At 73.4% G+C, this 25,826-nt stretch carries 19 protein-coding genes; 13 read left to right on the forward strand and 6 right to left on the reverse strand.

The window, feature by feature from the left end; all coding sequences use genetic code 11:
- Positions 1-67: 67 nt before the first annotated feature.
- A complete protein-coding gene (locus ABEA77_RS25120) occupies positions 68-1,087 on the reverse strand; it encodes an NAD-dependent epimerase/dehydratase family protein (protein WP_345651893.1) in 1,020 nt (339 codons plus the stop codon).
- A gap of 72 nt (positions 1,088-1,159) precedes the next feature.
- On the opposite strand from ABEA77_RS25120, the gene ABEA77_RS25125 reads away from it, so the two are divergent.
- Complete coding sequence (locus tag ABEA77_RS25125) at positions 1,160-1,774, forward strand: TetR/AcrR family transcriptional regulator (protein WP_345651896.1); 615 nt, start codon at positions 1,160-1,162, stop codon at positions 1,772-1,774.
- A gap of 328 nt (positions 1,775-2,102) precedes the next feature.
- On the opposite strand, the gene ABEA77_RS25130 is transcribed toward ABEA77_RS25125, so the two are convergent.
- Positions 2,103-4,868 carry an AAA family ATPase gene (locus tag ABEA77_RS25130; RefSeq protein ID WP_345651899.1) on the reverse strand — a complete coding sequence of 922 codons (2,766 nt, stop codon included), beginning with the start codon at positions 4,866-4,868 and terminating at the stop codon, positions 2,103-2,105.
- A gap of 186 nt (positions 4,869-5,054) precedes the next feature.
- On the opposite strand from ABEA77_RS25130, the gene ABEA77_RS25135 reads away from it, so the two are divergent.
- The 11 genes from ABEA77_RS25135 to ABEA77_RS25185 all read left to right on the forward strand — a co-directional run bounded on the left by ABEA77_RS25135 (position 5,055) and on the right by ABEA77_RS25185 (position 19,570).
- Positions 5,055-7,814 (forward strand): helix-turn-helix transcriptional regulator, encoded by a 2,760-nt coding sequence (locus tag ABEA77_RS25135; protein ID WP_345651902.1) that lies wholly within the window; start codon positions 5,055-5,057, stop codon positions 7,812-7,814.
- A 179-nt stretch (positions 7,815-7,993) separates the two neighbouring features.
- Positions 7,994-8,983, forward strand: coding sequence for a polyprenyl synthetase family protein (locus ABEA77_RS25140; RefSeq protein ID WP_345651905.1), 990 nt, complete (start codon positions 7,994-7,996; stop codon positions 8,981-8,983).
- Between the two features lie 33 nt (positions 8,984-9,016).
- Entirely contained in the window at positions 9,017-11,116 is a 2,100-nt protein-coding gene (locus tag ABEA77_RS25145) for a tryptophan 2,3-dioxygenase family protein (RefSeq protein WP_345651908.1), read from the forward strand.
- A gap of 106 nt (positions 11,117-11,222) precedes the next feature.
- On the forward strand, positions 11,223-12,248 hold the full coding sequence (locus ABEA77_RS25150; protein ID WP_345651910.1) for a polyprenyl synthetase family protein: 1,026 nt from the start codon (positions 11,223-11,225) through the stop codon (positions 12,246-12,248).
- Positions 12,245-13,693: an MFS transporter gene (locus ABEA77_RS25155; protein ID WP_345651913.1), complete on the forward strand. Its 1,449-nt coding sequence runs from the start codon at positions 12,245-12,247 to the stop codon at positions 13,691-13,693. Before ABEA77_RS25150 ends, ABEA77_RS25155 begins: the two co-directional genes overlap by 4 nt.
- 107 nt (positions 13,694-13,800) lie before the next feature.
- Positions 13,801-15,012: a cytochrome P450 gene (locus tag ABEA77_RS25160; RefSeq protein WP_345651916.1), complete on the forward strand. Its 1,212-nt coding sequence runs from the start codon at positions 13,801-13,803 to the stop codon at positions 15,010-15,012.
- 20 nt (positions 15,013-15,032) lie between these two features.
- Positions 15,033-15,254 carry a ferredoxin gene (locus ABEA77_RS25165; RefSeq protein ID WP_345651919.1) on the forward strand — a complete coding sequence of 74 codons (222 nt, stop codon included), beginning with the start codon at positions 15,033-15,035 and terminating at the stop codon, positions 15,252-15,254.
- Positions 15,255-15,309: 55 nt separating this feature from the next.
- Positions 15,310-17,103: an FAD-dependent monooxygenase gene (locus ABEA77_RS25170; RefSeq protein WP_345651921.1), complete on the forward strand. Its 1,794-nt coding sequence runs from the start codon at positions 15,310-15,312 to the stop codon at positions 17,101-17,103.
- Positions 17,100-17,507 (forward strand): limonene-1,2-epoxide hydrolase family protein, encoded by a 408-nt coding sequence (locus ABEA77_RS25175; RefSeq protein ID WP_345651924.1) that lies wholly within the window; start codon positions 17,100-17,102, stop codon positions 17,505-17,507. Before ABEA77_RS25170 ends, ABEA77_RS25175 begins: the two co-directional genes overlap by 4 nt.
- Positions 17,508-17,509: 2 nt before the next feature.
- Positions 17,510-18,706 (forward strand): acyl-CoA dehydrogenase family protein, encoded by a 1,197-nt coding sequence (locus ABEA77_RS25180; protein ID WP_345651926.1) that lies wholly within the window; start codon positions 17,510-17,512, stop codon positions 18,704-18,706.
- A gap of 54 nt (positions 18,707-18,760) precedes the next feature.
- Positions 18,761-19,570: a transmembrane-type terpene cyclase gene (locus ABEA77_RS25185; RefSeq protein ID WP_345651929.1), complete on the forward strand. Its 810-nt coding sequence runs from the start codon at positions 18,761-18,763 to the stop codon at positions 19,568-19,570.
- Here the strand turns inward: ABEA77_RS25185 and ABEA77_RS25190 are convergent.
- From ABEA77_RS25190 to ispH, 4 genes are all read right to left on the reverse strand, one after another.
- Positions 19,550-20,188, reverse strand: a complete 639-nt coding sequence (locus ABEA77_RS25190) for a helix-turn-helix transcriptional regulator (protein WP_345651932.1) — start codon at positions 20,186-20,188, stop codon at positions 19,550-19,552. The genes ABEA77_RS25185 and ABEA77_RS25190 overlap by 21 nt on opposite strands.
- Positions 20,189-20,564: 376 nt before the next feature.
- A complete protein-coding gene (gene ispG, locus ABEA77_RS25195; protein WP_345651935.1) occupies positions 20,565-21,716 on the reverse strand; it encodes a flavodoxin-dependent (E)-4-hydroxy-3-methylbut-2-enyl-diphosphate synthase in 1,152 nt (383 codons plus the stop codon).
- Positions 21,713-23,509, reverse strand: a complete 1,797-nt coding sequence (locus ABEA77_RS25200) for a 1-deoxy-D-xylulose-5-phosphate synthase (protein ID WP_425588384.1) — start codon at positions 23,507-23,509, stop codon at positions 21,713-21,715. The genes ispG and ABEA77_RS25200 overlap by 4 nt, the downstream gene beginning before the upstream one ends.
- 38 nt (positions 23,510-23,547) lie before the next feature.
- Positions 23,548-24,546 carry a 4-hydroxy-3-methylbut-2-enyl diphosphate reductase gene (ispH, locus tag ABEA77_RS25205; protein ID WP_345651938.1) on the reverse strand — a complete coding sequence of 333 codons (999 nt, stop codon included), beginning with the start codon at positions 24,544-24,546 and terminating at the stop codon, positions 23,548-23,550.
- Positions 24,547-24,763: 217 nt separating this feature from the next.
- On the opposite strand from ispH, the gene ABEA77_RS25210 reads away from it, so the two are divergent.
- Positions 24,764-25,576, forward strand: a complete 813-nt coding sequence (locus ABEA77_RS25210; protein ID WP_345651941.1) for an IclR family transcriptional regulator — start codon at positions 24,764-24,766, stop codon at positions 25,574-25,576.
- Positions 25,577-25,826 lie beyond the last annotated feature (250 nt).

A 25,826-nucleotide genomic window follows, 5' to 3' on the forward strand; every position in this document is an offset into this window, starting at 1 on the left:
ACAGCGCGTCGGCGCGGGCGCCCAGGGCGGGCGAGAGCCTCGGCAACCGGCTGGGGGATCCCGGAGTTCAGATGAGCCGGCGTTCGGCCAGGCTGCGCCCGGTTTCCTCGATCGCGTCGGGGACCGGCCGCAGCGGGTGTCCGAGGAGCGTCTCGGCGGGGGTGCGGTCGAAGCGTTGTTTCTGGCCGATCAGCCATCGGTTGTCGCGTAGTTGGGGTTCGAACGCGCTGGCGAGCCAGGTGAACCAGGTCGGCATCGCACGCTTGGGCAGCTTGTGGCTTGCCTGGGGGAGGCGTTCACGGATCACCCCGGCCACCTCGATGAGCGACATCGGGTCGGTGGCGATGATCGTGCGGCGGCCGCCGGCATGCGCGGAGGACATCGCGGCGATGTGGACGTCGGCGACATCCCGCACATCGACCCAGGGGAGCCGGAGGTCGGGGACCATCGGGAGTGCTCCCGACATGATCTGCTGGATCGCGGTGACCGAGGTTCCGGGATCGTCCGTCAGAAGCGGTCCGATCACCGCGCCGGGGTTGACGACGGCGAGCCGGTCCTGCGCCCCGCGCCGCTGCGCGAGCTCTCGCGCGGCACGCTCGGCCCTGACCTTGGAGACGGTGTACGCGTTGAGGCGCGGGTCGTCCGGGTCGGTCCAGTCGGAGTCGGTGCAGATGTGCCCCTTGGGCGTACGGGCGAACTGCATCGTCGCCAGCGCCGAGGTCATGACCACGCGCTCCGCGCCCGCGTCCAGGGCTGCCCCGACTGCCCGGGTCGCGCCCTCGGTGGCGGGACGGATCAGTGTGTACGGGTCCTTCGGCTTCTCCAGCACGAACGGGGACGCCACATGCAGCACGTAGCGGCACCCGGCTGCCGCCTCCGCCCACCCCTGGTCGGACAGCAGGTCGAGCCGGCAGATGTCGAGATCTGCCGGCTCGACGCCCGCCGCCGCCATCGCGGTATGCACCTCGCCGATACGAGAGGGCGACCGCACCGAGCCCCTCACCGAGTATCCGCGCCGCAGCAACTCGGCCGCGAGGTGACCACCGATGAACCCCGAGACGCCCGTGACCAGCACTCTGTCTGCCATTTCAGCTCCCATGCCCCCCATCTTGACAGTGAGCAGTTTACGGAGCATCTGCCCACTGTCAAGATGGGGGGCATGGGCAAGGAGACAGCCGCCGGAGATCACTACCACCACGGCAACCTGCGCGCCGCGCTGCTCGACAGCGCACTCGTGGTGCTGACCGAGAAGGGCGTCGCCGGGTTCAGCATGCGCGAGGCCGCACGGCGCGCGGGGGTGTCGCAGTCCGCTCCCAAGCATCACTTCGGTGACGCGCGCGGGCTGCTCGGTGCCCTCGCGACCCGCGCCTACCGGCGGCTCTGCGACCGGCTCGAAGGACTCGACCTTGCCGGGCTCGCCGCTCGGGAGCGGGTCGCGCGCATCGCCGCAGAGTACGTCTCGTTCGCGGGCGAGAACCGCGCCCTGTTCGACCTGATGTGGCGAATGACCCAGTTCGACTTCACCGCACCCGAACTGGCCGAGCAGAAACACCGTGCCCTGCGCGCCCTGGACCGCGGCCTGCGCGGCGAGAAGGCCGCACCAGTCCACGACACCGACCCCGCGCTGGTCCCGAGCTATGCCGTCTGGGCTCTCGTCCACGGATACACCACCCTCGCGCTGGAGGGCGCGATCGACAGCGGCAACCCGGACCCGCTCCACGGCGACCTGCTCCCCGCGATGCTCACGCTTCTCGCCGTACCCGACCTTCCGTAGGCGGGCGGCAGGCCGGGCACAGCCCCGCGGCCCCGAACGCGGCGAGCGCCTCCCGGGGCGGAGGGGCCGGCGCACCGCCGGCTCGCGTCAGCCTGTGTGACCGTGAGGGCACGGGGCGGGCCGGTTCCCGCCGGACCACGGCTCGGAACCGCACCGCGCGCGGAGCGGTTCCGAGCCGTGGTCGTCGGTCGCGACGCCGCGGATTCCGTACCGGCCCTGTCGAAGGGAAGCCCCGACCGTACCGCCGCCGTGGGCGAGGGCCGCTGCGGCGGGGCCACCGACGCGGGCATGGGCGTGGTCCCGCCGGGCTCGACCGCCGCCCTTGCGCTCAGAGCGGGTACTCGCCCGTCAGCACCGCCGAGGCGAGTTCGACCCGTGAGCGGTGGCCCGTGCGGCGGAAGAGCCGGCTCAGGCGGCCCTCCACGCTCTTCTCGCTGCGTCCGAGCACGGCCGCCAGCTCCCGGTTGGTCAGCCCCTCGGTCACCAGGGTGGCCAGCAGCCGGTCGTCCTCCGCGCTCGTCGCGCCGCGGCCCGGCACGCCGACGTCGCGTTCACGCATCATGATGCGCAGCCGCGCCCGCCGGAGCAGCGCGCCGAGGTCGCCGTACAGCGCGTACGCCTCCCGCAGGAGCACGGGGTCGGCCACTCCGTGCCGGACCGCGGTGACGATGGTGTCCGCCTGTTCCAGCGGCTGCCCGCGCCGCCGCGCGGCGCGCAGGGCCTCGGTCGCGGCCCGCGGGTCCCCGTGGACGAAGGCGGTGGTGAGCAGCCGGAACAGCCGGGCCCTTCCCGGCCCCGTCAGCTCGTCGACCCGCGTGACCTCGGCCAGGCAGCGCTCCGCCCCTTCCCGGTCGCCCGCGGCCAGCCTGGACTCGGCCTTGCGCGCCCACAGTTCGTCGGTGCCGACGAGCGTGCCGCGCTCGACGGCGCGGCGCAGCCCCTCCTCGACGGCCGCGTCGGCCCGCCCCGGCTCCCCCAGCGCGTGTTCGAGCTCCGCCTCGGGCACGGCCAGCAGATGCAGCAGGACGGGCTGCACGGTCCTCGCCCTCGCGAGCACCGCACGGGCCTGGGTGAGCCGGCCGCACGCGCCGAAGATCCGGCTCGTCTCCCGGCACATCAGCGTGTGGCTGGGCAGATCACCGACCGAGGAGTCCGTGACCAGGCCCTGCCGCGCCAGGTCGAGTGCCCTGTCCCACTGCCCGGCCTGGCTGTACGTCACCACCCTGTCGGGCAGGGTCCGGTACTCGGACGGCAGCGTGTGCGCCGCGAACAGCTCCTGCGCCGCGCCCAGTTCGCCGAAGGTGAGCGAGGTCCTCGCCAGTGTGGACAACCGCTCGAACCGGTGCCGCCTCCCGCTGCCCCACAGCGGCCAGCGCGTCGGGTCGGTGAGCGCCCGCCCGAACGCCTCCGGCCTGCCCAGATAGGCCGAGTCGCACTCCAGGATCAGCTGGCCGAGCCCGGCCACGACATCGTTGTCCGCGGTCCAGATCTCGCGGGTCGCCTCCAGGTGCTCGGCCGCCTCGCGCCAGCGGTCCAGATGGCTGAGGGCCGTGGCCCTGGCCACGATCCTGTGCCCCTCGCTGCCCGGTAGCGAACGCCAGCCGTCCGCGCAGATCTTGTCGAGCGCCGCGGCCTGGAAGGTGCCCGCGAGAGAGACGATGTAGATCATCTCCATTTCGAGCAGGGCCTCGGGCGGCACCTGGCAGGCATGGCGGGAGAGCACCTCGGCCGCGCTGCGCAGCGCGTCGGTGAAGCGCAGGTGGATGCAGCAGGTGGCAGCGTGCGCGAGCAGCGCCTTGACGCGCCGGCCGGGATCCGTGGACAGATCGGCGGCGGCCCGCAGCCAGCGCTCCGCGAGGTAGCCGTCGTCCAGCATGGCGGCGGCCCCCCGGGCGAGCAGCTCCTGCGCGGCCCTGCGCGGGTCGACGAATTGCCCCGCGACGACCAGCTGTTCTGCGAGGTACCTGTCGTCCGCCGCGGCCCTGCCCGCCCAGATCGCGGTGACGGCGAGCTGCGCGAGCCTGCGCCGCTCGTACTCGCCGAGGCAGGCGGTGAGCGCGGCGGGCAGGAGCGGCAGCCGGAAGCGCCAGCGGTCGGCACCCGGTCCCGCCCGCAACACGCCCTCGGCGCACAGCAGGGCCGCCGCGGCGCGGACGTCTTCCTCGCCGGTGCTCACGGCCTCCGCGACCAGCCGGACGGCGGGGGTGCCCAGCGGGTGCAGCACCGCAAGCGCCTTGGCCACCGGCCAGACCGGCTCGCCCAGCCCCCGCAGGTACGCGACGACCGGCAGGCCGGCAGGCCGCTCGGGTGGGCGGTCGGGCGGTACGAGGTAGGCGAGCCGGTCGTACACCCTCAGGGTGCCGCTCCTGCGGTGGCCGGCCAGAGCGGCGAGCACGGCGGCGGGGATGCCGCGGCAATAGCGGTGCAGGTGCGACGCCAGTGGTGCCGAAGGGACAGCCTCCAACTCGTGGGCGACCAGGGCGCGTACGGCCGGATCGCCCAGCGGCCTCAGGTTCACCGCCCTGACGAGTCCCGCGGCACGCAGCCGCCCCAGCAGGTCGCGGTGGCGGCCGAGGCCGCGCGGCGGGAACGCGAGGGAGCAGACGAGGGAGATCGGCCGGGTCGCCAGCATGCGCACCATCGGCAGCAGCAGCGCGAGGGAGTCGGCGTCCACCCACTGGGCGTCATCGACGAGGACCACGAGCTTGTCCCCTGCGGTGATCGCGGAGCGCAGCTCTGCGGCGAGGCGGCGGGCCGGCGGGCCCGCCGTGTGCGCCTGCCGCTCCGCGCCGAATCCCCTGGAGCGGGAGCCCAGTTCGGCGGAGAGCCGGGAGGCGAACGAGAAGGGGCGGGACCGGTCGACCGGCATCAGCCGCAGCGTCAGGGAGTCGACGGCGCGTCCCCGGAGCCCGTCCTCGACGGCCGAGAGCACCGAGCTGCGCCCGACGCCGATCGGGCCGGTGAGCAGGACGAGGGGAGCGGCCTCGGGGGCGATGGCGGTGTCGATGACCCGCGCGACGGTGTCCTCCCGGCCGAACAACGCGCGCCGCAGCGGCCGGCCGGCTTCGACCGGACCGGCCGAGTCTTCGATCACTTCACCAGTATGCCCGCCCCAAGTCGCCCTCGACAGACCGACTTTGTGCGGGCATTCTGCCATGGCGGGACAGGCGCGTGGGACGGCTCGTGGGCACCACGACGGCCACCCGGCCACGTGCTCACAGGTGATCCTCCCGGCAGGTCGGCCGCGTCCTTCCTGTCGGCATGTCGGGGAAGGGGACCGATGTCCACGGTCAGGGACCGGGCCGCAGTGCAGGGCAGGGACGACGAACTTGCTTTATTGCTGAGGGCCTTGACGGACAGTGCGCCGAGTCTCACCGTGCTGCGGGGGCCGGCGGGCGTCGGCAGGACCTCGTTGCTCGGCGCGGTGGGCAGGATGCTGCGGGCGGAGGGGTGGCGCGTGCTGCCCGCGCTCCCTGCGGGCGGCCGGGCCGACACCTTCGGCGCCACGGCGCTCGTCCGTGCCGTACGCGACCACTTCGAGCAGTTCGACGACGTCGGACTCGCGGACGCCCTCGGCCTGGTGGCCAGGGCCGACGCACTCGGCCCTGCGGCCCGGCCGGGCCATGCGGAAGGGCCGGCGGGCGCCGACTGGGACCCGGCGACGGTGGCCGCGTTCGATGTGCTGTTCGGGCGGCTCGCCCGGCAGGGCCGCGTCGCCGTCCTCGTCGACGACGCGCAGGACGTCGCCGAGCCCGCTCCGCTGCTCGCCGCGGCCCGCAGGGCCGGCTGCCCGGTGCTCGCCGCCGTCCGCGAGGAGGGCACGGCCCGGTCTCCCGGTCTCGCCGAACTGCTCGCCACGGCCGACCGGGTGGTCGCCCTGGGGCCTCTGGCCGACGAGGTCGCGGAGTCCCTGGTGCGGCGCGCGGCGGGCACGCGCCCCGACGAGGCGGTACCCGGAGCACTGCGGGCCGCCCTCGGCCCCCTGTTCACCCGCCCCGGCACGCTGCTGGCGACCGTCGCCGCGCTGCGCGAGAGCGGCCGGCTCGTGTCCCACCGCGGACGCACCTGCCTGCGCGACCCGGCGCGACCGATCGAACTGTCCGCGGACGACCACCTTCTGCGCCGGATCAGGGGGATGGGCGCCTTGGCGGAGCGCCTGACGGCGTCGGTGGCCGCGTGGGACGGAGCCGAGGTCGGCGACCTGCCGCTCCTCGCCGACGTGCTCGGGGTCCGGCTCGACGACTGCGGGCGGATGCTCGACACGCTGATCGACGCGGACGTGCTCGTCGTCGACGCGGAGGGACGGATGCGCTGCCGGTGCCCCGCCCTCGCCGCCTCCGTGGCCCGCAGATCACCCGACGGCTCGGGTACCGCTCTGCACGCGGCTGTCGCCGAGCGCTTGTTGGCCCGGGGCGCCGAGGCCGACTTCGCGGCGCTCGCCGACCACGTCGCACGCGGCGGGGCGGCCGTGCCGCTCGGCGCGGAGACGGTCGGCCGGCTGCTCGCCCTGGCGACGGCCGAGGCGGACGACCAGCCCGAGCGGGCGGCCCTGTGGTGCGCCGCCGCGCTGAGCCGCCTGCCGCAGTCCGGCTCCGCTTACGCCTCCGGGCTGACCCTCCTGGTCGGCCTGGTGATCCGCACCGGCAGGTACGAGGTACTGCGCGGTGTGCTCAGCAGGTACGCGGAGGACGGCTGCGCCGCGAGACCCCTGGCGGAGATACGTCTGGCCGCGGTGCTGCTCGCCCTGCACACCGGCGAACCGCCTGCGGAGGAGGCTCTGCGAGCCCTGCTCGACGAAGAGCTTCCCGGCCAGGAGCCGCTCTGCTTCTCGCTGTGGTGGTTCGGCCACCGCCTGGCCCCCACGGCGGGCAGGCCGGCGCCGCACGGGCCGGTCCACTGGGCCGGCGGCGACGCCCCGGTCAGCAGTGAGGAACTGGAGCTGCTGAGTGCCGCCCTGTACGGGAGTTCCGAAGGGTGCGAGCGGCTCTGGCACCGGCCGGGCGGTGCGGCGGACACGCCGGACCTGCGGCGGCTGAGAGAGGCGGCCTCGGTGGTCGACATGGCGGCCGTGGCGCGGATCGTGGCGGGCCCGCGCTACCGGCTCAGACCCGACGGGGTGCTCGGCACCTACCACAGGGTGGTGCGCGGCTACGGCTCGGGGGACTGGTCCCGCGCCATCTCCGCGGTGCGTGAGCTGGTGCTCTCGGGCTCCGCCGAGACGCTCGCGCATCACGCGGCCCGGCTGTTCGCGGCCGACATGTGCACCGCGCGCGGCGAGTTCCGGCAGGCGGCGGAGTGGCTCGCCGACGCCGCCCCCGTCCCACGGCTCGCCGCCCTGCGGATCTGGGTGCGCGTCGGCCTGTTCGCCAGGAGGGGAGAGAGCCGTGAGGCGATCCGGCTCGCCCGGCAGGCCGGTCGGCGACTACGGGCCGCCGGGCACTACGCCGGGCTCGACCTGCTGCTGACGCGGGCGGTGAGGGCCGCGGTCGACGCCCAGGACCACGAGGGCGCCGGCGCCCTGCTCGACGAGATCGAACTCCTCCACAGGGACGGCGCGCGCGTGCACGCGACGGACGAACTCCTCCTCGCACGCGGCCTGGTGCACCGCGACCTCCGCGCGACCCGGCACGCCGTCGGCCTGGCAAGGGACCGGGGGAACATCCCCGCGCTGCTCGAATCCTGCCTGGCCGTCGCGCGGCTCGCCGACGATCCGCGGCCCTGGCTGCGGGAGGCCCACGACCTGGCGACGCAGTGCGGCGCATCCCTCCTGATCAAGCAGATCCGGGCGCTGAGCCGCGAGCGCGGGGTGTCGGCGCCGCGGGCCCGCGGCCGTCGGGAGGCGCTCGCGGACGCCGAGCGGCGCGTCGTGGAGCTGATCGGGGAGGGCCTGACGAACCGGCAGATCGCGCTGCGCCTCCGGATGAGCGAGAAGACCGTGGAGCAGTACCTGACACGGCTGTTCGCCAGGACCGGCTGCCGCTCCCGGGTCGACCTGGTGGCGGCGGCCCTGGCGGGCCGGCTGGCCCCGGTGGAGCCCTGAGGACCTGAGGCGCGGGGCCCGGCGCGGGACGCCGCGTACGGCGGCCCGTCCGTACGGGAGCGCCTCCGCACAGGGCCGCGGGCCGCGCCGGGCCAAAGATGCCATCCCCCGGTCCCACTCGGGCCCAAGTCGCTCCGGGGTGCTGACGGTCGGCGAGCTGCCTTTCTAACGTCACACACATGACCGACATCGATGTGCCCCAGGTCGCCGACCGGAAGGTCGCTGCGATGGTGCGTGCCGAGGTCGAGGGCCGCTGGCCGAACGGCGTTTCGGACCTCGACGAGGTGGTGCGTTACGGGCTGGTGCCCTTCGGCAAGATGATGGGCCCCTGGCTGGTGGTGCGCTCGGCCCTCGCGGTGGGCGGCGACGTGACGACCGTACTGCCCGCCGCCGTGGCGCTCGAGTGCATCCAGGTCGGGGCCATGATGCACGACGACATCATCGACAGCGACGCCCAGCGGCGCGGCAAGCCCGCGGCCCACACCGTCTTCGGACAGCCGATGGCGATCGTGGGCGGGGACGGGCTGTTCTTCCACGGCTTCGCCGCGCTGGCCGAGTGCCGCGAGGCCGGAGCCTCGGCCGACAGCGTGACCCGGGCGCTGACCGTGCTGTCCCAGGCGGGGCTGCGGATCGGCAGCGCCGCCGTGCAGGAGATCCGCATGAGCCGCCGGATCTGCTCCGTCACCTCCTACCTCAAGATGATCGCCGACAAGAGCGGCGCCCTGCTGTGGATGGCGTGCGGTGTCGGCGCCACCCTCGGGGGCGCCGAGGACACCCAGCTCAAGGCGTTCAGCCAGTACAGCGACCAACTGGGCATCGCCTACCAGATCCGCGACGACCTGATGGCGTACGACGGCACCCGCGCGGGCAAACCGAACATCTCCGACGTGCGCAACGGCAGGCCCACCTTGCCGGTGCTGCTGGCCCACGAGCGCGCCCCCCTGGAGCGCAGGCGGCGCATCGAGCAGCTGCTCGCCGACGTGGAGGCGCCGGCGGCCGAGCGCCACGGCGCCATGGCGGAACTCGTGCACGCCTACGACGGGATCGAGGCGGCGCGCATGGTGTCCCACCACCATGTCCGGCTCGCCGCAGCGGCACTCGAAAGCCTTCCGCCCGGACCGCACCGCGATGCCCTCGCGGAACTGACCGTGCCGGGTCGCCTGGTCTGACAGCGCGCCGAACCCCCCCGAGAGGCTGACCCGATGACCTCCCCGAGCTATGCGACGTATCTGCGCCTGGAGGAACTGCTCGCCCTCCAGCACCCTCTGACGCCGGTGGAACAGCGCGATCTGAGCGACAGCGAGCGTCTGTTCATCGTCGTGCACCAGGTCTCCGAGACACTGCTCAGCCAAGTCCTCGTGGATCTGCGGCACATCGACGCCGGAGAGTGCGGCGAGCAGTGCTTCGCCGAGCGGGCGGAGCGTTCCGCCCGGCTCGTCGACGCCCTCGCGGAGCAGCTGACCCTGCTGCGGCGCACGCTGCGGCAGGAGGACTTCCTGCGGTTCAGGGACCGGTTCGGCACCGCGAGCGGACTCGACTCCGAGCAGTTCCGCGCGCTGTTCGCGCTGATGAAGGACCTGACCGCGGACGGCAGGGACGGCTTGCCCGTGCCGGAACAGCAGCTCAAGGAGCTGGACGGGGCCGTACGGCGCTGGCGCAAGACGCACTGGGAACTGGCCGGCCAGATGCTCGGTGACCGGCCGGGCACGGGGCAGACGTCCGGCGCCACTTTCCTCGCCGCACGGATCGACGAAGTGGAGGAAGCGGAGGAGACGGGCACGGGCGCCGCGGGCGTGGCCGGTTCGGAGACGGGCACAGCGCTCGCCGCCGGCGCGGACGCGGGCACGAGCGTGGACCCCGGGCGGCCGGGCGGCAGCGGAGCGGCCCACGGGCCGCGGGTCCGCGACGGCGGCCCGCGACGGGCGCCCGCCCTGCGCCCCGCCGCTGGGCGGCCCACGCTCGGCCGTGTGGTGGTGCTCGGCGGGAGCGTGGCGGGGCTGCTTGCCGCGCGCGTACTCGCCGAACGCGCACGGGAGGTGACCGTGCTCGAACGCGACCGCTACGAGGACGGCCCGCTGCCCCGCGCGGGGGTGCCGCAGTCGCGCCACACCCACGTCCTGCTGGCCGGCGGCATGAACGCCCTGGACGAGCTGCTGCCCGGCCTCGTCACCGAGCTGCGGGACGCGGACGCCCCGCAGCTCGCGGTGCCGGGCGAGGTCGGTGTGTGGCAGGCCGGGCGGTGGATCTCCCGCCGCAACCCGTCAGCGCCGATCATGACCCCGTCCCGGCCGCTGCTCGAACTGGCCATCCGCAGACGGGTGCTGGCCGACCCCCGCATCGAAGTCCTCACCGGGGTCGAGGCGACCGGCCTGCTCGGGCGGCCGGACCACGTGACGGGCGTGCTGCTGCGCGGTCGCGGGGACGACAGCGACACCCCGGAGGAACTCGCCGCCGACCTGGTGGTGGACGCGACCGGCCGCGCCAGCCGTACCCCGCGCTGGCTTGCCGCGCTCGGCGGACGCGCCCCGGCGGAGGAGGTGGTGGAGACCGGGCGGGCGTACGCGACCTGCGTCTTCACCGGCGACGGGCCCGCGGAGGACCTCAGGGGCTTCTACATCGTCCCCGACTCGGGGCAGCCGATCGGTTCGATCCTCCTGCCCGCCGAGGGCGACCGCTGGATGGTCACCCTGTCAGGCCCCCGGGGCCAGGAACCGCCCACCGACGTGGCGGGGTTCGTCGACTTCGCGAGCCTCCTCCCGCACCCCGCGCCGCACGACTGGCTGCGCTCCGCGCAGCCGGTGACCCGGCCGGTGGGCTATCGGCACACCGCGAACCGGCGGCGGCGCTACGACCGGCTGCCCAGGGACAGGCGCGGACTGCTGGTCGTGGGCGACGCGGTGTGCGCGCTCAACCCCGTCTACGGGCAAGGGGTTTCCGTCGCGGCCCTCAACGCCGTAGCGCTCGCGCGCGAGCTGGCGGGCGAGCAGCTGCCCCCGGTGCACGGCCTCCAGCAGGCGGTCGTGCGCTCGTCCCGCGCGGCCTGGTCCATCGCGACCAGCGCGGACAGCCCCATGCCCGAGGTGTCGGGCAACGCCGTGCGCTCCGGCCCCGTCACCCGTCTCCTCGTCCGCTACCTGGACCGCGTGCGCGACCACGTGCCGGGCGACCCGGTGGTGTGCGCGGCCAACCGCGACGTCCTCTTCCTGCTGGCGCCGCCCCGCGCCCTGCTGGCCCCCGGTGTCGTACGGCGCAGCCTGCTCGGCCCACCCGTCCCGACCCCCCTCGACCTGCCCACGCCGTGACCGCCTCGACCTCACAGGGAAGGTGCCCATGCGACACACCAGCGCGTCCGCCGTCCGTCCGCGCCCGCCCGGGTCCCCCTCCGGCCACGACGGATCGGCGGGTGCCATGACGACAGCGTCGGTCAACTCCCTCACCGAGGTTCTCGACAGCGGCAGGACGCTCGTCGGACCCGCCCTGCGCAGCGCCGTCGAGCGACACCTGGGACCGGAGATGAGCCGGGTCAGCGGCTACCACCTCGGCTGGGCGGACGCCGACGGCCGGCCGGCGGGCGCCTGGGGCGGCAAGCTGGTCAGGCCCACCCTCGTCCTGCTGTCGGCACGGGCGGCCGGCGCCCCGGCCGCCGACGGCGTGCCCGCGGCGGTCGCCCTCGAACTGGTCCACAACTTCTCCCTGCTGCACGACGACATCATGGACGGCGACGAGACCCGGCGGCGCCGGGCCACCGCCTGGACGGTCTTCGGCGTGCCGAGCGCCATCCTGGCCGGTGACGCGCTGATCACCGCGGCCACGTCCGTACTGGTCGAGGCGCCCGCGGCGGGCGCGGGGGCGGCCACGGCCGCCCTGATGGCCGCCACCCAGCGGATGATCAACGGCCAGGCCGCGGACGTCGCGTTCGAGCACCGCGACGACGTGCCGCTGAGCGAGTGCGTCCGCATGGCGGGCGACAAGACGGGCGCGCTGCTCGGCTGCGCCTGCTCCCTCGGCGCCGCCCTGGTGGGCGCGGGGCGCGACCTGGTCGACGGGCTCGCCGCGTTCGGCGAACACATCGGCCTGGCCTTCCAGTTGGTGGACGACCTGCTGGGCATCTGGGGCGACCCGGCGAGCACGGGCAAGGCGGTGGGCGCGGATCTGCGCGTGGGGAAGAAGTCCCTGCCCGTGGTCGCGGCGCTCAACGCCCCGGGGTCCGAGGAACTGCGCGCCCTCTACCTGCGCCCCGAGCCCCTCGACGAGGACGGCGTCCGGCGCGTCACCGCCCTCGTGGAGCGCGCGGGGGGCCGGGACTGGGCGCGCGAGGAGGCGGCGCGCCAGACCGCCGCGGCGGCGGAGAGCCTTGCCGCCTGTGGCGTCCCCGACGATGTGCGCGCTGAGTTCGCGGACATCGCCGAGTTCATCGTGGGCAGGAGCCTGTGACGCGGGAGGGCGCCCCCGACCAGCGGCAGGCCGACGCCCCGGCAGGCGCACGGCCGGACGGACCGCCGGGCGAGCGCGGGATCGTGGTGGTCGTCGCGCTCGCCGCCGGGGTGGCCGCGATGGCGCAGACCACGGTCGTACCGCTGCTCGGCGAGCTGCCGAGGGTGCTGCACGCGGGGGCGGCCGGCACCTCGTGGGTCGTCACCGCCACGCTGCTCGGCGGCGCGGTCACCAGCCCGGTCGTCGGGCGGCTCGGGGACCTCTACGGCAAGCGGCGGCTGGTGCTGACCGTGCTGGTGCTGGTGACCGCGGGCTCGGTGCTGTGCGCCGTGGCCGACTCGCTCGCGCCCCTGATCGCGGGCCGCGGGCTCCAGGGCATCGGCATGGGCCTCGTACCGCTCGGCATCAGCCTCCTGCGCGACGTGCTGTCCCAGCGGCGGCTCGGCTCGGCGATCGCGCTGACCTCGTCCGTGCTGGGCATCGGGGCCGCGGTCGGGCTGCCGCTCGCCGCGGCGGTGGCGCAGTTCGCCGACTGGCACCTGCTGTTCTGGGGCATCGGCACGCTGACGGCGGTCATCGGTGTGCTGGTGGCCCGGCTCGTCCCGGTGACGCCGCCGCTGGCGAGCGGGCGGTTCGACGGGGTGGGCACGTCGGCCCTGACCGCTGGTCTGACCGCGCTGCTGCTGGCCGTCTCGTACGGCGGCGAGTGGGGCTGGGCCGGCGCCGCCACGACCGGCCTGCTGGCGGGAGCCCTCGTGGTCCTGGTGCTCTGGGGTGTGTGGGAGCGCAGGACGCGCGACCCGCTCATCGACCTGGGCACCGCGGTGCGGCGGCCGGTCCTGCTGGTGAACGCCACCTCGGTCCTCGTGGGCTTCGCCCTGTACGCGCAGCTGCTGATGGTCCCCCAACTGCTCGAACTGCCCCGCACCACGGGGTACGGGCTCGGCCGCTCGCTGGTGCAGGCAGGACTCCTGATGCTGCCCGCCGGAGTGGCGATGATGGGCGCGTCGACGGTGGGCGCCCGGATCTCCGCGGCACGCGGCCCGAAGACGACCCTGCTCTCCGGCACCGTGCTGATCGGCCTCGGATACGTGGTCTCCCTGGCCGGGATGGGCTCCGTCACGGCGCTCGTCGTCGGCACCGTGGTGACTCAGGGCGGTGTCGGCTTCGCCTACGGGGCCATCCCCGCGCTGCTCATGACGGCGGTCCCGGCGACGGAGACGGGCGCGGCGAACGGCTTCAACACGCTGATGCGCTCCCTCGGCACCTCGCTGTCGGGCGCCGTGGTCGGGGCCGTCTTCGCGCAGCTGAGCGCGCCGCTCGGCGGCGCGACCGTCCCCCGGCGCGAGGCGTTCGTGCTCGTCGCGGCGGTCGGTCTGGCCGGGGCCTTACTCGCCTTGGCGACCGGCTCCGCGATCCCCGGGCGGTCGCGGCCCCCCGGATAGCCCCCGCTCCCTCTCTGCTCCCCGCCCCCGATCTTCCCCTGTTCCTCCCACCCCCGCACACACACGCACAGCCCGTTGTTCCTTTCCCGCACCAGAGAGGCGATCCCATGACCGAGCCCCACTCCCTTCCGATCGGGGGGCGGGCCGACACGTGCCCGTTCGCGCCCACCGCCGAGCTGTACGACGCACAGAAGGACGACGAGCTGCGCAGGGTCAAGGTGCCGAGCCCGCTGCTCGGCGAGTTCGACGCGGTGGTCGTCTCCCGGTACGACGACGTCAAGAGCGTCCTCGCGGACGACCGTCTGCGGATGGGCGGCGCCATGCCGTACCAGGCGGGCAACCTGCTGAGCTACGACGGCGCCGAGCACACGCGGCTGCGGCGCATGCTCACCGGGTCGTTCACCACCAAGCGTGCGCGGGAGCTGCGGCCGAGCATCGAGCGCGTCGTGGCGTCGGCGCTCGACGCGGTGGCGGAGGAGGGGCCGGGCGCCGACCTGGTACGGGTCTTCTGCGCGCCCATTCCCACGCTCGTCATCTGCGAACTGCTCGGCGTCCCCTACACCGACCGCGAGGAGTTCCAGCGCCGCACCGCCGCCGCGCTCGACTTCGACGTGAGCCGTGAGGTGCAGATGGAGAAGGCCGCCGAGATGGAGGCATACATGGCCGGCCTTGTGGCGCGTCACAAGGAGGCGCCGGGCGACAACGTCCTGGGACGCGTCGTACGCGACTTCGGCGACCAGCTGAGCGACAGCGAACTGGCCGGCATCGGCAACATGCTGCTCATCGCGGGCCACGAGACGATCGCCAGCACCCTCTCGGCCAGCATCGCCCTGCTGCTCCAGCACCCGGACCAGCTGGAGATCGTGCGCGACGACCCCTCCGCGACCGACGGCGCCGTCGAGGAACTGCTGCGGTACACAGCCCCTGCCACCATCCTGCCGCGGCAGGCGTCCGGGCCCATCCGCGTGCGCGGCCAGGAGATCAGGGAGGGGGAGCGGGTCGTGGCGTCGGTGCTTGCCGCCAACCGCGACGTCGCGTCGCCCGACCGGTCGCAGGACCAGGAGCCGCAGGAAGAGGCGGACGCCGACACGGATCTCGACCGCCTCGACGTACGCAGGCCGCCGCGGCGACACCTCACCTTCGGCTTCGGACCGCACCAGTGCCTCGGCCAGCAGCTCGCGCGCATGGAGCTGCGGGTCGCGCTGCCCGCGCTGTTCACCCGCTTCCCGACGCTGCGTACAGCCGTGCCGCACGAGAAGCTCGACTACCGCACCAACGCGCTGGTCTTCGGCGTGAACTCCCTGCCCGTCACCTGGTGACGCGGGAAAGAGAGGGAGAGATGGCCCTGAAGGTCGAGATCGACGAGGACCGGTGCGGCGCGATCGGGAACTGCGCCGCGCTCGCACCGGCCGTGTTCGACCAGAACGACGACGACGGCACGGTGGTGCTGCTCGACGCGGCCCCGCCCGCGGACGAGCACGAGCGGGTCAGGGACGCCGCCCTGCGGTGCCCCACGGCGTCGATCGCCCTGCACGAGACCCTGCCCGGCCATGACGAGTGACCGGCCCGCGGCAGGCCGGACGACACACCGCAGGACAACACACCAGGGGAGAGCAGTGTCCACCGTCGAAGTGCCCGTTCTCGTCGTCGGCGGTGGCGGCTGCGGACTCGCCGCGTCGGTCTTCCTCTCCGACCTCGGCGTGCGCCACCTGCTGGTGGAGCGCCGCGAGTCGACGTCGGTGCTGCCCAGGGCGCACTACCTGAACCAGCGCACCATGGAGGTGTTCAGGCAGCACGGCATCGCCGACGACGTCTACCGGATCAGCACACCGCCGGCCCATATGAGCGAGGTCGTCTGGCGCACCTCGCTGGGCGGTGACGGACCTGTGGACGCCCGGGAGCTGCACCGCATGGAGGCGTTCGGCGGCGGCAGCACCGCGGGCCCGTACGCCGCCGACAGCACGGGCCCCCCGACCAACCTCCCGCAGCACCGGCTCGAACCGCTGCTGCGCGGGCACGCGGAGCAGCGCGCCCCCGGGGACCTGCTCTTCCACCATGAGATGGAGGGGTTCACGCAGGACGACGAGGGCGTGACCGCGCGGGTGACCGACCGGTTCACCGGCGAGGTGACGACCGTACGCGCGCGGTACCTGCTGGGCGCGGACGGCGGCCGGAGCGTCGGCGCGGCGCTGGGGATACCGATGGACGGCGCGGGCGGCGGATTCACCATCATCTCCGTCCACTTCAGCGCCGACCTGTCCCGCTGGTGGTCGGACCCGGTGCTGATGACCCACATCTTCGGCACCGACGGCGAGGTGTCGGTACTCGTCACGTCGGGGCCCGAGTGGGGCCGGGCGTCCAGGGAGTGGGCGCTGCACTTCCGGGTGCCGCCGACGACCGCGGCGGGCGACCTGGGCGCGGAGACGGTCACCACCAGGGTGCGGGAGCTGCTGAAGCTGCCCCGGGACGTGGACGTACACGTGCACCATGTGAGCGAGTACCGGCCCGAGGCCGTCGTGGCGCGGGCGTTCCGGGCCGGCCGGGTCTTCCTCGCCGGTGACGCCGCGCACCGCCAGCCGCCCGCGGCGGGCGGCGGCCTCAACACGGCGATCCAGGACGTCCACAACCTCGCCTGGAAGCTCGGGGCCGTGCTGGCGGGGCAGGCGGGTGACGCACTGCTCGACACGTACGAGGCGGAACGGCTGCCCACGGCGCGGCGCAACGTCGGCTGGGCCATGCGCTGTCTGCTCAACTACGGCGTGCTCTTCGCCGGACTCGGCATCGCGCACGGGCAGCGGGCCGCCACCGAGGCGAACCTGCGCGAACTGCTCTCGGACACGCCGATGGGCGAGACCCGGCGCGCGGTGGTGCGCGAGGTGTTCCACACGCAGCGGATCGAGTACCAGGCGCACGACATCGAACTCGGCCACTCCTACGCGTCGGACGCCGTGCTGCCCGACGGCTCACCGCCGCCGCCCCGCGACCCGATGGGCGCGGTCCACCACCCGTCCACCCGGCCGGGGCACCGGCTGCCGCACGCATGGCTGCGGCACGGCGGCACCCGGGTGTCCACGCACGACCTGGTCGGTGACAGCGGCGGTTTCGTCCTGCTGACCGGGGCGTCGGGCGAGGTCTGGACCGAGGCAGCCAAGAAGGCCGCCGACACGTGCGGCGTGGCACTCACGGTGGTGCGCGTCGGCGGCGGGAACGACGCGGCGGACCCCACGGATGCCGAGGGCGCCTGGGCCCGCGTGCGGGCCACAGGCGACGACGGCGCCGTGCTGGTACGGCCCGACCAGCACGTCGCCTGGCGCGCCCGCCACGCCGGGCCGAGCCCCGACCTCGACCTCGGCGCCGCACTCCGCAGGGTGCTCGGCCGCCCCGACAGGGAACGGGGGGACGACGCGTGAACCGCACCGGAAGCGAGCGCGTCGTCCACGACTTCCTGACCCGGATGGGGCCGACCCCACAGCGTGTGCGCTCGGCGGTGGAGGACTTCCTGACCGACGACTGCGTGTGGGAGAACCCCGGTTCGCCGGTCTGCCGGGGCAAGTCGGAGATATGCGCGCTGCTGCCCGCCGACTTCGCCCGGCTCGACGTCCGCTTCAGGCACCTGGCCACGACCACAGACACAGAGAAGGCCACGGCCACCGTCCTGGTCGAGCGGACGGAGAGCATGTTCCGCACCGACGGCACGCCCATCGCGCTCAACCTGAGGGTGATGGGCGCGTTCGAGCTGCGGGACGGCCTGATCAGCGCCTGGCGGGACTACTTCGACCCCACCCATCTCATCACCGAGCGCACGGAGTGGTGACCATGACGAACGACCGACCGGACCAGAGCGAACTGCGCGCCGAACTGGTGGCCACAGCCCACAAGTTCGGGCCGACCCTGGCAGACGGAGCCGCCGAGGGCGAACGGGAGCGCAGGCTGCCCGACACGACGGTGCAGGCCATCGACGACTCCCGGCTGAGCAGGCTGTGGACCGCGCGCGCCTACGGCGGCCTCGAAACCGGCGTGAGGACCCTGAGCGAGGTCACCAAGGCCCTCTCGCACTACTGCCCGTCCACCTCGTGGGTGGTCAACAACATCAACGGTTCCAACCTGCTGGCGGCGAAGTTCCCCGGTGCCGCCCAGGACGAGGTCTTCGGGGAGAACCCGGGCGCCAAGCTGGCGTCGGTCTTCGCCGCCACGGGCACCGCCGTGCAGACCGGCGGCGGCTACCTGCTCTCCGGCGCCTGGCCGTACGCGACCGGCGTCCTCCACGACGACTGGGCCATCCTGGTGGCGCGGGAGACGGGCCCCGACGGCCGGCCGGTGCGGGGGCTCTCCGTCCTCGTGCCCGTCTCGGAGCTGACGATCGAGGACACCTGGCACACCGTCGGGATGCGGGCCACCGGCAGCCACACCGTCGTGCTCCACGACGCGTTCGTCCCCGGGCACCGGGTGATCTCGGGCGAGGTGCAGCGGGGCCGCGAGAACGCGACGGACACCACGCTGCCGCCGCTGTTCAGGACGGCGGCGATCGCGGCCATGGCCGTCATCTGCGCCTCCGTGGTGCTCGGCATCGGCCAAGCCGCGCGTGACTTCGTCGTCGACAAGGCCCCGGGGCGCGGCATCGCGCCCAGCCACCGGTTCAGGAGCCAGCCGGAGTCTGCGGCCTTCGTGTCCGCGCTCGGCAGAACGGCGTTGACGATCGACGCGGCCGAACTGCACGTCGACCGCGCCGCCGACGTGCTCGACGCGGCGGCCGAGGCGGCGCGCGGGGTACCGGAGAACGAGCTGCGCCGGATCAGGGCCGACGTGGGCCAGGCGGTCAACCTGGTCACCGTCGCGCTCGACGAGCTGATGTGGGCCCACGGCGCGGCGGCCTTCGCGGAGTCGAACCCGCTCCAGCAGTACTGGCGCGACGCCAACACGGCGGCGCGGCACGCCATGCTCAACCCGCGCATCGGCCAGGAGCTGTACGGCGGTTCGTTCTTCGGCCTCGACCTCATCGTGCCCAGCCTCTGACCGCACCGCCCACCCGTTCGCCCCCCGCCTGTCCCGGTCCCGCGAAGGATTCCCATGAGCTGGCTGCCGCCCTTCCTCTTCCCGCTGTCGCACGTCCCGCCGGTCACGGTGGGGGCCGCCGACGTCCCTGACGGGCTCTTCGCCCTGGTCGCGGGGCCGACCGTGGTGGGCTGGATCGTGACCTACGTCCTGGCGATCAGGCAGGCGGCGCGGGACGGACGGGTCGGCATACCCGCCTTCCTCGTGGCGGTCGACTTCGCGTGGGAGTTCAGCCTGACCTTTCTGCTCGAACAGACGCCGCAGCAGCGGCAGATCAACTTCCTGTGGGTGCTGTTCGACGCCGTGCTGCTGTACCAGGCGCTGCGGCTCGGCCCGCGCGACTACCCGGCCGTCTCACCCCGCCTGGTCCGCTGGGCACTTGCCGGCGTGCTCGTGTGGGCGTCGGTGATCGTCGTGGTCGGCGCCAACGAGTTCCACGACGACGACGGGATGTACACGGGGATGATCATCCAGGTGCCGCTGAGCGCCTCGTTCATCCTGCTGCTCAAGCGGCGCGGCTCCAGTGCCGGCCAGTCCATGTACATCGCCGTCGCCAAGGCCGTGGGCTCCTTGTTCGCCGGGTTGACCGCCTTCGTCGTCCACCCCGACCACCACCTGCTCCAGGTGCTCGTGCCGACCTATGCGGCGCTCGACATCGCGTATGCGGTGCTGCTGCACCGGACGATGCGCAGGGAGGGGCGCCCCCCGTGGGCCTTCCGCGCACCGCGGCCGGATGCCCGCCTGCCGCGGTCCGACAGCCCCGTACGGCGGTCCGATGCCCCCGTACCGCACCGCGCACCGCAGTCAGATGACGCCACTCCGTAGGGCGTACGCCACGGCATGCGGCCTGTTGCGCAGGTTCAGCCGCTGCGTCATCCCGAAGATGATCCGCTTGACTGCACGCTCTGACAGGCACATCTCCACGGCGATCTCCGCCGTGTCCAGGCCCTCCGACATCAGCCTCAGGACGCTGATCTCCCTGGGGGTCAGCCCTGAGGTGTGCAGGCCGTGCGGCGAGAGGACCTCGCGTTGCATCCGCTCGACCTGACGGAGGAGCTCGCCGAGCAGCTCCGAGGGGAGCACGCCCCCGCCGGACGCGGCGGTCAGGACCGCGCGTTCTATCCGGTCGCTGGTCGCCGCCGCACGCGGCAGCACCGCGACGACGTTGCACTCGACCGCGGTGAACAGGTCGGCGCGGTCGATCTCGGACGGGATCAGGACCACGGGGGCCCGCAGGGCGCTCTTGATGCCCCGCAGCAAGGACGTCACCTCGACGGTCATGCGCTCCGCGACGACCACCGCGACGTCGACCGGGCCGCCCGGGACGACCGTGATGTCCGGTGCGGCACCGAGGTGGTTGCTGATCGCGTTGCTGGTCAGTGGATCAGGGGCGCGGACCAGGGCTTTGACAACGTTTTTCTTCTTCACGGTGTCGACAGTCACAGTGAACCTCCAGGAATTCACAGCATGCCGGCGGTGCCGTTCAGCTCCCGCGCCGACGCCTGATCGCCGCGGGTCGAAACTGCGCCGTCTCCCGGATTTCTCCCGCCGTTCACCTAAGGGCAGGGAAACGGCCGACACGGCCGGTGGCAGCGGCCGCCGGCCGGGAACGGCCTGGGCAATTACCCTGCGCCCTCGGGGAGATGCGCACCGTAGAGAGACCCGAATTCACATCTCGCCATCACGTCAGAAACTCCCCGAAACGGGCCACAATCGGTCTTTCGCAGCCGGGAGGGCAACTGAAAGAACCATACTGTGGCCGACTTCGGGGAGTTCGCCCATTCGGGCTGTTCCGGTTCCCCTCAGGGGAATCCCTCATTCAGAGCGTGACGACGGTCGGGCTCCCTTCGGCGGCCGGACCCATCTCCTCGGCGATCTTCATCGCCTCTTCGATGAGCGTCTCCACGATCCTGGATTCCGGCACGGTCTTGATGACCTCGCCCTTGACGAATATCTGCCCCTTGCCGTTGCCCGAGGCGACGCCGAGGTCCGCCTCGCGGGCCTCGCCCGGGCCGTTGACGACACAGCCCATGACGGCGACGCGCAGCGGCACCTCCATGCCGGTCAGGCCGGCCACGACCTCTTCCGCCAGCTTGTAGACGTCCACCTGGGCCCGGCCGCAGGACGGACAGGAGACGATCTCCAGCTTGCGGGGCCGCAGGTTGAGCGACTGGAGGATCTGCCCGCCCACCTTGGCCTCCTCCACCGGAGGAGCGGAGAGGGAGACGCGGATGGTGTCGCCGATGCCCTGGCGCAGCAGAGCGCCGAAAGCGACCGCGGACTTGACGGTGCCCTGGAAGGCGGGCCCGGCCTCGGTGACCCCCAGGTGCAGTGGATAGTCGCACTGCTCCGCCAGGATCTCGTACGCCCTGATCATGACGACGGGATCGTTGTGTTTGACGGATATTTTTATATCGTGGAAGTCATGTTCCGCGAAGAGAGAGGCTTCCCAGAGCGCGGATTCGGCCAGTGCCTCGGGTGTCGCCCTGCCGTACTTCCGCATCAGGCGCTGGTCGAGAGAGCCGGCGTTCACCCCGATACGGATGGGCGTTCCGTGGTCCTTGGCCACGCGGGCTATCTCGCCGACCCGGTCGTCGAACTTCTTGATGTTGCCCGGGTTGACCCGTACCGCGGCACAACCGGCCTCGATGGCCGCGAAGACGTACTTGGGCTGGAAGTGGATGTCGGCGATGACCGGGATCTTGGACTTGCCGGCGATGGCGGGCAGGGCCTCGGCGTCGTCGGCGCTCGGGCAGGCGACGCGGACGATGTCGCAGCCCGCCGCGGTGAGTTCGGCGATCTGCTGGAGTGTGGCGTTGACATCGGCCGTGACGGTCGTGGTCATGGACTGCACGGAGACCGGATGGTCGCTGCCCACCCCCACGGAACCCACCCGCAACTGGCGGGTCTTGCGGCGTTCCGCGAGGGTGGCGGGGGGCGGCTGCGGCATGCCGAGGGCGGTCTTGGTCACCACGGGGTCCTTTCGAGACGGGAGCGGCGCGGTGTCCGCGAGGCACCGTGCAGGGCGAGCGCCGTGTCCGCGACGGACTGCGCGGTGAGGCCGTGGGCGGCGAGGATGGCCCCGCGGTCACCCTGGTCGAGGAACTCGTCGGGCAGGCCGAGGACCTGCACGGGCGTACGGATCCGGGCGTCGGAACACGCCTGCGCGAGCGCGGCGCCCATCCCCCCGGAGCGGATGCCGTCCTCCAGCGTGAGCACCACGCCGTGCCGGGAGGCGAGATGGACCAGGTCGGGGCCGACCGGCAGCAGCCACCGCGGGTCGACGACGGTGACCCCGATGTCCTCGTCGGCCAGCGCCTCGGCCGCCTCGACGGCGGTGCCCGCGAGGGTGCCGGCGGAGACGAGCAGGATGTCGAGCGGCCGGGACCGCGTGCGGTGCAGGATGTCGAGGCCGCCCATGCGGCCGAGGGCCGGGAGGTCGGGCCCGGCGGCCCCCTTGGGGAAGCGCAGCGCGGTGGGGCCGTCCTGTGTGGAGAGCGCCTCGCCGAGCAGTTCCGCGAGCCGGGCGGCGTCCCTGGGCGCCGCGACCCGCATCCCCGGCACGGCCCCGAGCAGCGACAGGTCCCACATGCCGTGGTGGCTCGGCCCGTCGGGTCCTGTGACGCCCGCGCGGTCGAGGACGAACGTCACGGGCAGACGGTGCAGGGCCACGTCCATCATGATCTGGTCGACGGCGCGGTTGAGGAAGGTCGCGTAGAGGCAGACCACCGGGTGCAGCCCGCCCATGGCGAGCCCCGCGGCACTGGTCACCGCATGCTGCTCCGCGATGCCCACGTCGAAGACCCGCTCGGGGAACCTGCGGCTGAACGCGTGCAGTCCCACCGGCCTCAGCATCGCGGCCGTCAGCGCCACCACGTCGGGCCGCTCGGCTCCGAGCCGCTCTAACTCGCTGCCGAACGTGCCGGTCCAGCCGGCTGGGGAGCCGGCCCGCGCCCGACCGGTGACAGGGTTGATCACCCCGATGCCGTGCATGCGGTCGGCCTCGTCGTTCTCCGCCGGCGCGTAGCCGCGGCCCTTCTGCGTGACGCAGTGGACCACGACAGGGGCGCCCAGCGCGGCGGCCCGGTGGAGCGCGTCCTCCAGGGCGGCGATGTCGTGGCCGTCCACCGGGCCCACGTAGGCGAAACCGAGGGCCCGGAACAGGTTGCCGGCCTCCCGCGCGCCCTCGCGCAGGGCGGCCAGGTGCTCGGCGAGCCCGCCGACCGTCGGGTCGTAGGAACGGCCGTTGTCGTTGAGTACGACCACCACGGGCTCCTCGCCCCGGCCGATGTTGTTCATGGCCTCCCAGGCCATGCCGCCGGTCAGGGCCCCGTCGCCGACCACCGCGACCACGCGGCGGCCCCGCTCGCCCAGCAGCCGCTGCGCCTTGGCGAGACCGTACGCCCAGGACAGCGAGGTGGAGGCGTGCGAGTTCTCGACGTGGTCGTGCGGGGACTCCTTGCGCATCGGGTAGCCCGAGAGGCCGCCCGCGGCGCGCAACGTGTCGAAGGCGTCCTGCCGGCCCGTGACCACCTTGTGCACGTAGGACTGGTGCCCGGTGTCGAAGACGATGCGATCGGCCGGCGAGTCGAACACACGGTGCAGCGCGAGAGTCAGCTCCACCACGCCGAGGTTCGGCCCCAGGTGACCGCCCGCGGCCGAGACCTTGTCGACCAGGAACTCCCTGATCTCCCGTGCCAGCACGGGCAGTTCGTCCGGGCGCAGCGTCTTGACCCGGTCGGGCCCTGTGATGCGGCTCAACACGGTGGGCGTCCTCGCTTTCCCGTCTTCCCCGTCCCCGCTCACCGGGCACCGCCGTCCGCCGTCCGCCGCGCGCCGCCGCGCGCCGCCGAGGGGATGTCGAAACGCACGGTCTCCCTGGTCAGTTCGCGTTCCTCGACGGTGACGGGCCCGTAGGAGCCCAGCGCGGTCACGACGTCGGTGACCAGGTCGGGAGGTGCGGAAGCCCCGGCGGTGAGCCCGACGGTGCGCACACCGTCGAGCCACTCGGGCCTGATGTCCGCCGGGCCGTCGATGAGTTCGGCGGGGGTGCCCTCGCGGCGCGCCAGCTCCACCAGGCGGACGGAGTTGGAGGAGTTGGCGGATCCGATGACCAGGACGAGGTCGGCCTCGGCCACGATCGAGGCGAGTGCGTGCTGCCGGTTGGTGGTCGCGTAGCAGATGTCCTCGGACGCCGGCTCGTGCAGCAGCGGGAACCTCTCCCGCAGCGCGTCGACGACCCCGGCCGTCTCGTCGACGCCGAGGGTCGTCTGGGTCAGGTAGGAGACCTGCCGGCCGTCCCCGGGGACCGAGGCGACCTCCTCGGCGGAGGACACGAGGACCATCGACTCCGGCGCCTCGCCCAGCGTCCCCTCGACCTCCTCGTGCCCGGCGTGGCCGATCAGCACGACCGTGTCGCCCCTGGTTGCGAAGCGGCGCGCCTTGGCGTGGACCTTGGCGACCAGGGGACATGTGCCGTCGATGACGTCGAGGTCGCGGCGGGCCGCCTCCTCCCGTACGGCGGGCGAGACGCCGTGCGCGGAGAACACCACCGTCGCACCGTCCGGCACCTCGTCGAGTTCCTCGACGAAGACGGCCCCGCGGCGTGCGAGGTCGTCGACGACATGGACGTTGTGCACGATCTGTTTGCGGACGTGGACCGGGGCGCCGCGGGTTTCGAGCGCCCGTTCCACGATGTCGATGGCCCGTTCGACCCCCGCGCAGAAGGACCGGGGCCCGGCCAGCAGTACGCGACGGGCAACGCCGTCCTTGACTGGCTCGTCTGTCCGTACATCAGCCATGCTCCGGAGAGTAGGGACGCCGTGCGCGTCCGCTCAACGGAGGTTTCTGCTTTCCGGAACGGTTCTTGGATCCGGGCCGCGGCCCGTCGCCCGCCGCCCGGCACAAAGGGACCGATCGAACGGCTTCGCGGGACAGCGGCCCCCGTCGATCTTGAGCGGGCGCCGTGGACGCGGCGACCATGGGGCTTCGGTGCGCTTCGGCGACAGGAGCATCACGGTGGACGGCGGACGGCGGTTGCAGGAGCCATCCCCTGGGGCGGGCGGGACGTACGGCGCGGGCCGGGCGGAACCCGGGCCGCCGGGCGCCCCCCTGCGCAAGGCGCTCACCGTCCTTGAGGCGCTGGCCGAGGCGTCGCGCCCGCTGACACTGTCGGAGCTGGCACGTCTGGTCAACCTGCCGAAGTCGTCGCTCCACCGCATGCTGCGGGTACTGACCGACCTGGGCCTCACCGTCCGGATGGAGTCCAAGTCGTACGAACTGGGCGCGGGCCTCCTGCGGTTGGCCGCCGCGGGCGCCCCCGCGAGGACCCAGCGGCTCGGCTACGCGGTCACCCCGTTCCTGATCGAGCTGTTCCAGCGCACCCGCAGGATCGTCAGCCTCGGCACACTGTCGGGCACGAACGTGCGGCATGTCGGCACCCTCTACGGCCGGGAGCACACCGGCCTCGCCATGGCGCTGCGGCAACCCGTCCCTGCCCACTGCTCGGCGGCGGGCAGGCTCCTCCTCGCGACGGCCATGCGGGACCCGGCGCACTGCACGGAGGCCGGGGCCCCGGGGCTGACGCCCGCCGACACGGACTCGATGCGGCGCGACTTCGAAAGGATCCGCCGTACCGGCCTCTCCTATGCGCGCAGCGCGCACATACCCGGCCTGGTGGAGCTCGCCGCCCTCGTGCGCCTCGGCAGAACCGGCACCGTGGCCGCGGTCGTCGTGGCCGACAACGTGCACAACACGGACCTCCGCGACGCGGGCCAGGCCCTCCTGAACACCGCGACCGCCATAGAACAAGGGCTCACCGACACACCCTGAGCCCCGCCCCGCCGGCCGCCGTCACCCTCGGCGGTCCTTCATTGCCCGGACCGGTGAGCCGACCACTGGCTGAGGGGCGCTGACCGGTGTTTTCGGCTTTGCCCTGGACCTCTCGGACGCGGTACGGGGCGGATGGAGCAGGCAGGCGGAGCGGTTCCCGGCGTCCGGGTGTACGACCATCGCCGACGCGCTCACCGGGGTGGCGACCGACCTGCTGGTCTCGCGAGTTCCCCGACCGAAACGAGCCGAC

The organism is Streptomyces tremellae (assembly GCF_039540215.1).
GTDB lineage: Bacteria > Actinomycetota > Actinomycetes > Streptomycetales > Streptomycetaceae > Streptomyces > Streptomyces tremellae.

What these genes read in the sequence shown, in the direction of transcription:
- ispH (WP_345651938.1), bottom strand. Translation starts at nt 24,546, where the DNA reads ATGGCTGATGTACGGACAGACGAGCCAGTCAAGGACGGCGTTGCCCGT.
- ABEA77_RS25185 (WP_345651929.1), top strand. Translation starts at nt 18,761, where the DNA reads ATGAGCTGGCTGCCGCCCTTCCTCTTCCCGCTGTCGCACGTCCCGCCG.
- ABEA77_RS25150 (WP_345651910.1), top strand. Translation starts at nt 11,223, where the DNA reads ATGACGACAGCGTCGGTCAACTCCCTCACCGAGGTTCTCGACAGCGGC.
- ABEA77_RS25165 (WP_345651919.1), top strand. Translation starts at nt 15,033, where the DNA reads ATGGCCCTGAAGGTCGAGATCGACGAGGACCGGTGCGGCGCGATCGGG.
- ABEA77_RS25180 (WP_345651926.1), top strand. Translation starts at nt 17,510, where the DNA reads ATGACGAACGACCGACCGGACCAGAGCGAACTGCGCGCCGAACTGGTG.
- ABEA77_RS25140 (WP_345651905.1), top strand. Translation starts at nt 7,994, where the DNA reads ATGACCGACATCGATGTGCCCCAGGTCGCCGACCGGAAGGTCGCTGCG.
- ABEA77_RS25145 (WP_345651908.1), top strand. Translation starts at nt 9,017, where the DNA reads ATGACCTCCCCGAGCTATGCGACGTATCTGCGCCTGGAGGAACTGCTC.
- ABEA77_RS25135 (WP_345651902.1), top strand. Translation starts at nt 5,055, where the DNA reads ATGTCCACGGTCAGGGACCGGGCCGCAGTGCAGGGCAGGGACGACGAA.
- ABEA77_RS25120 (WP_345651893.1), bottom strand. Translation starts at nt 1,087, where the DNA reads ATGGCAGACAGAGTGCTGGTCACGGGCGTCTCGGGGTTCATCGGTGGT.
- ABEA77_RS25160 (WP_345651916.1), top strand. Translation starts at nt 13,801, where the DNA reads ATGACCGAGCCCCACTCCCTTCCGATCGGGGGGCGGGCCGACACGTGC.
- ABEA77_RS25125 (WP_345651896.1), top strand. Translation starts at nt 1,160, where the DNA reads ATGGGCAAGGAGACAGCCGCCGGAGATCACTACCACCACGGCAACCTG.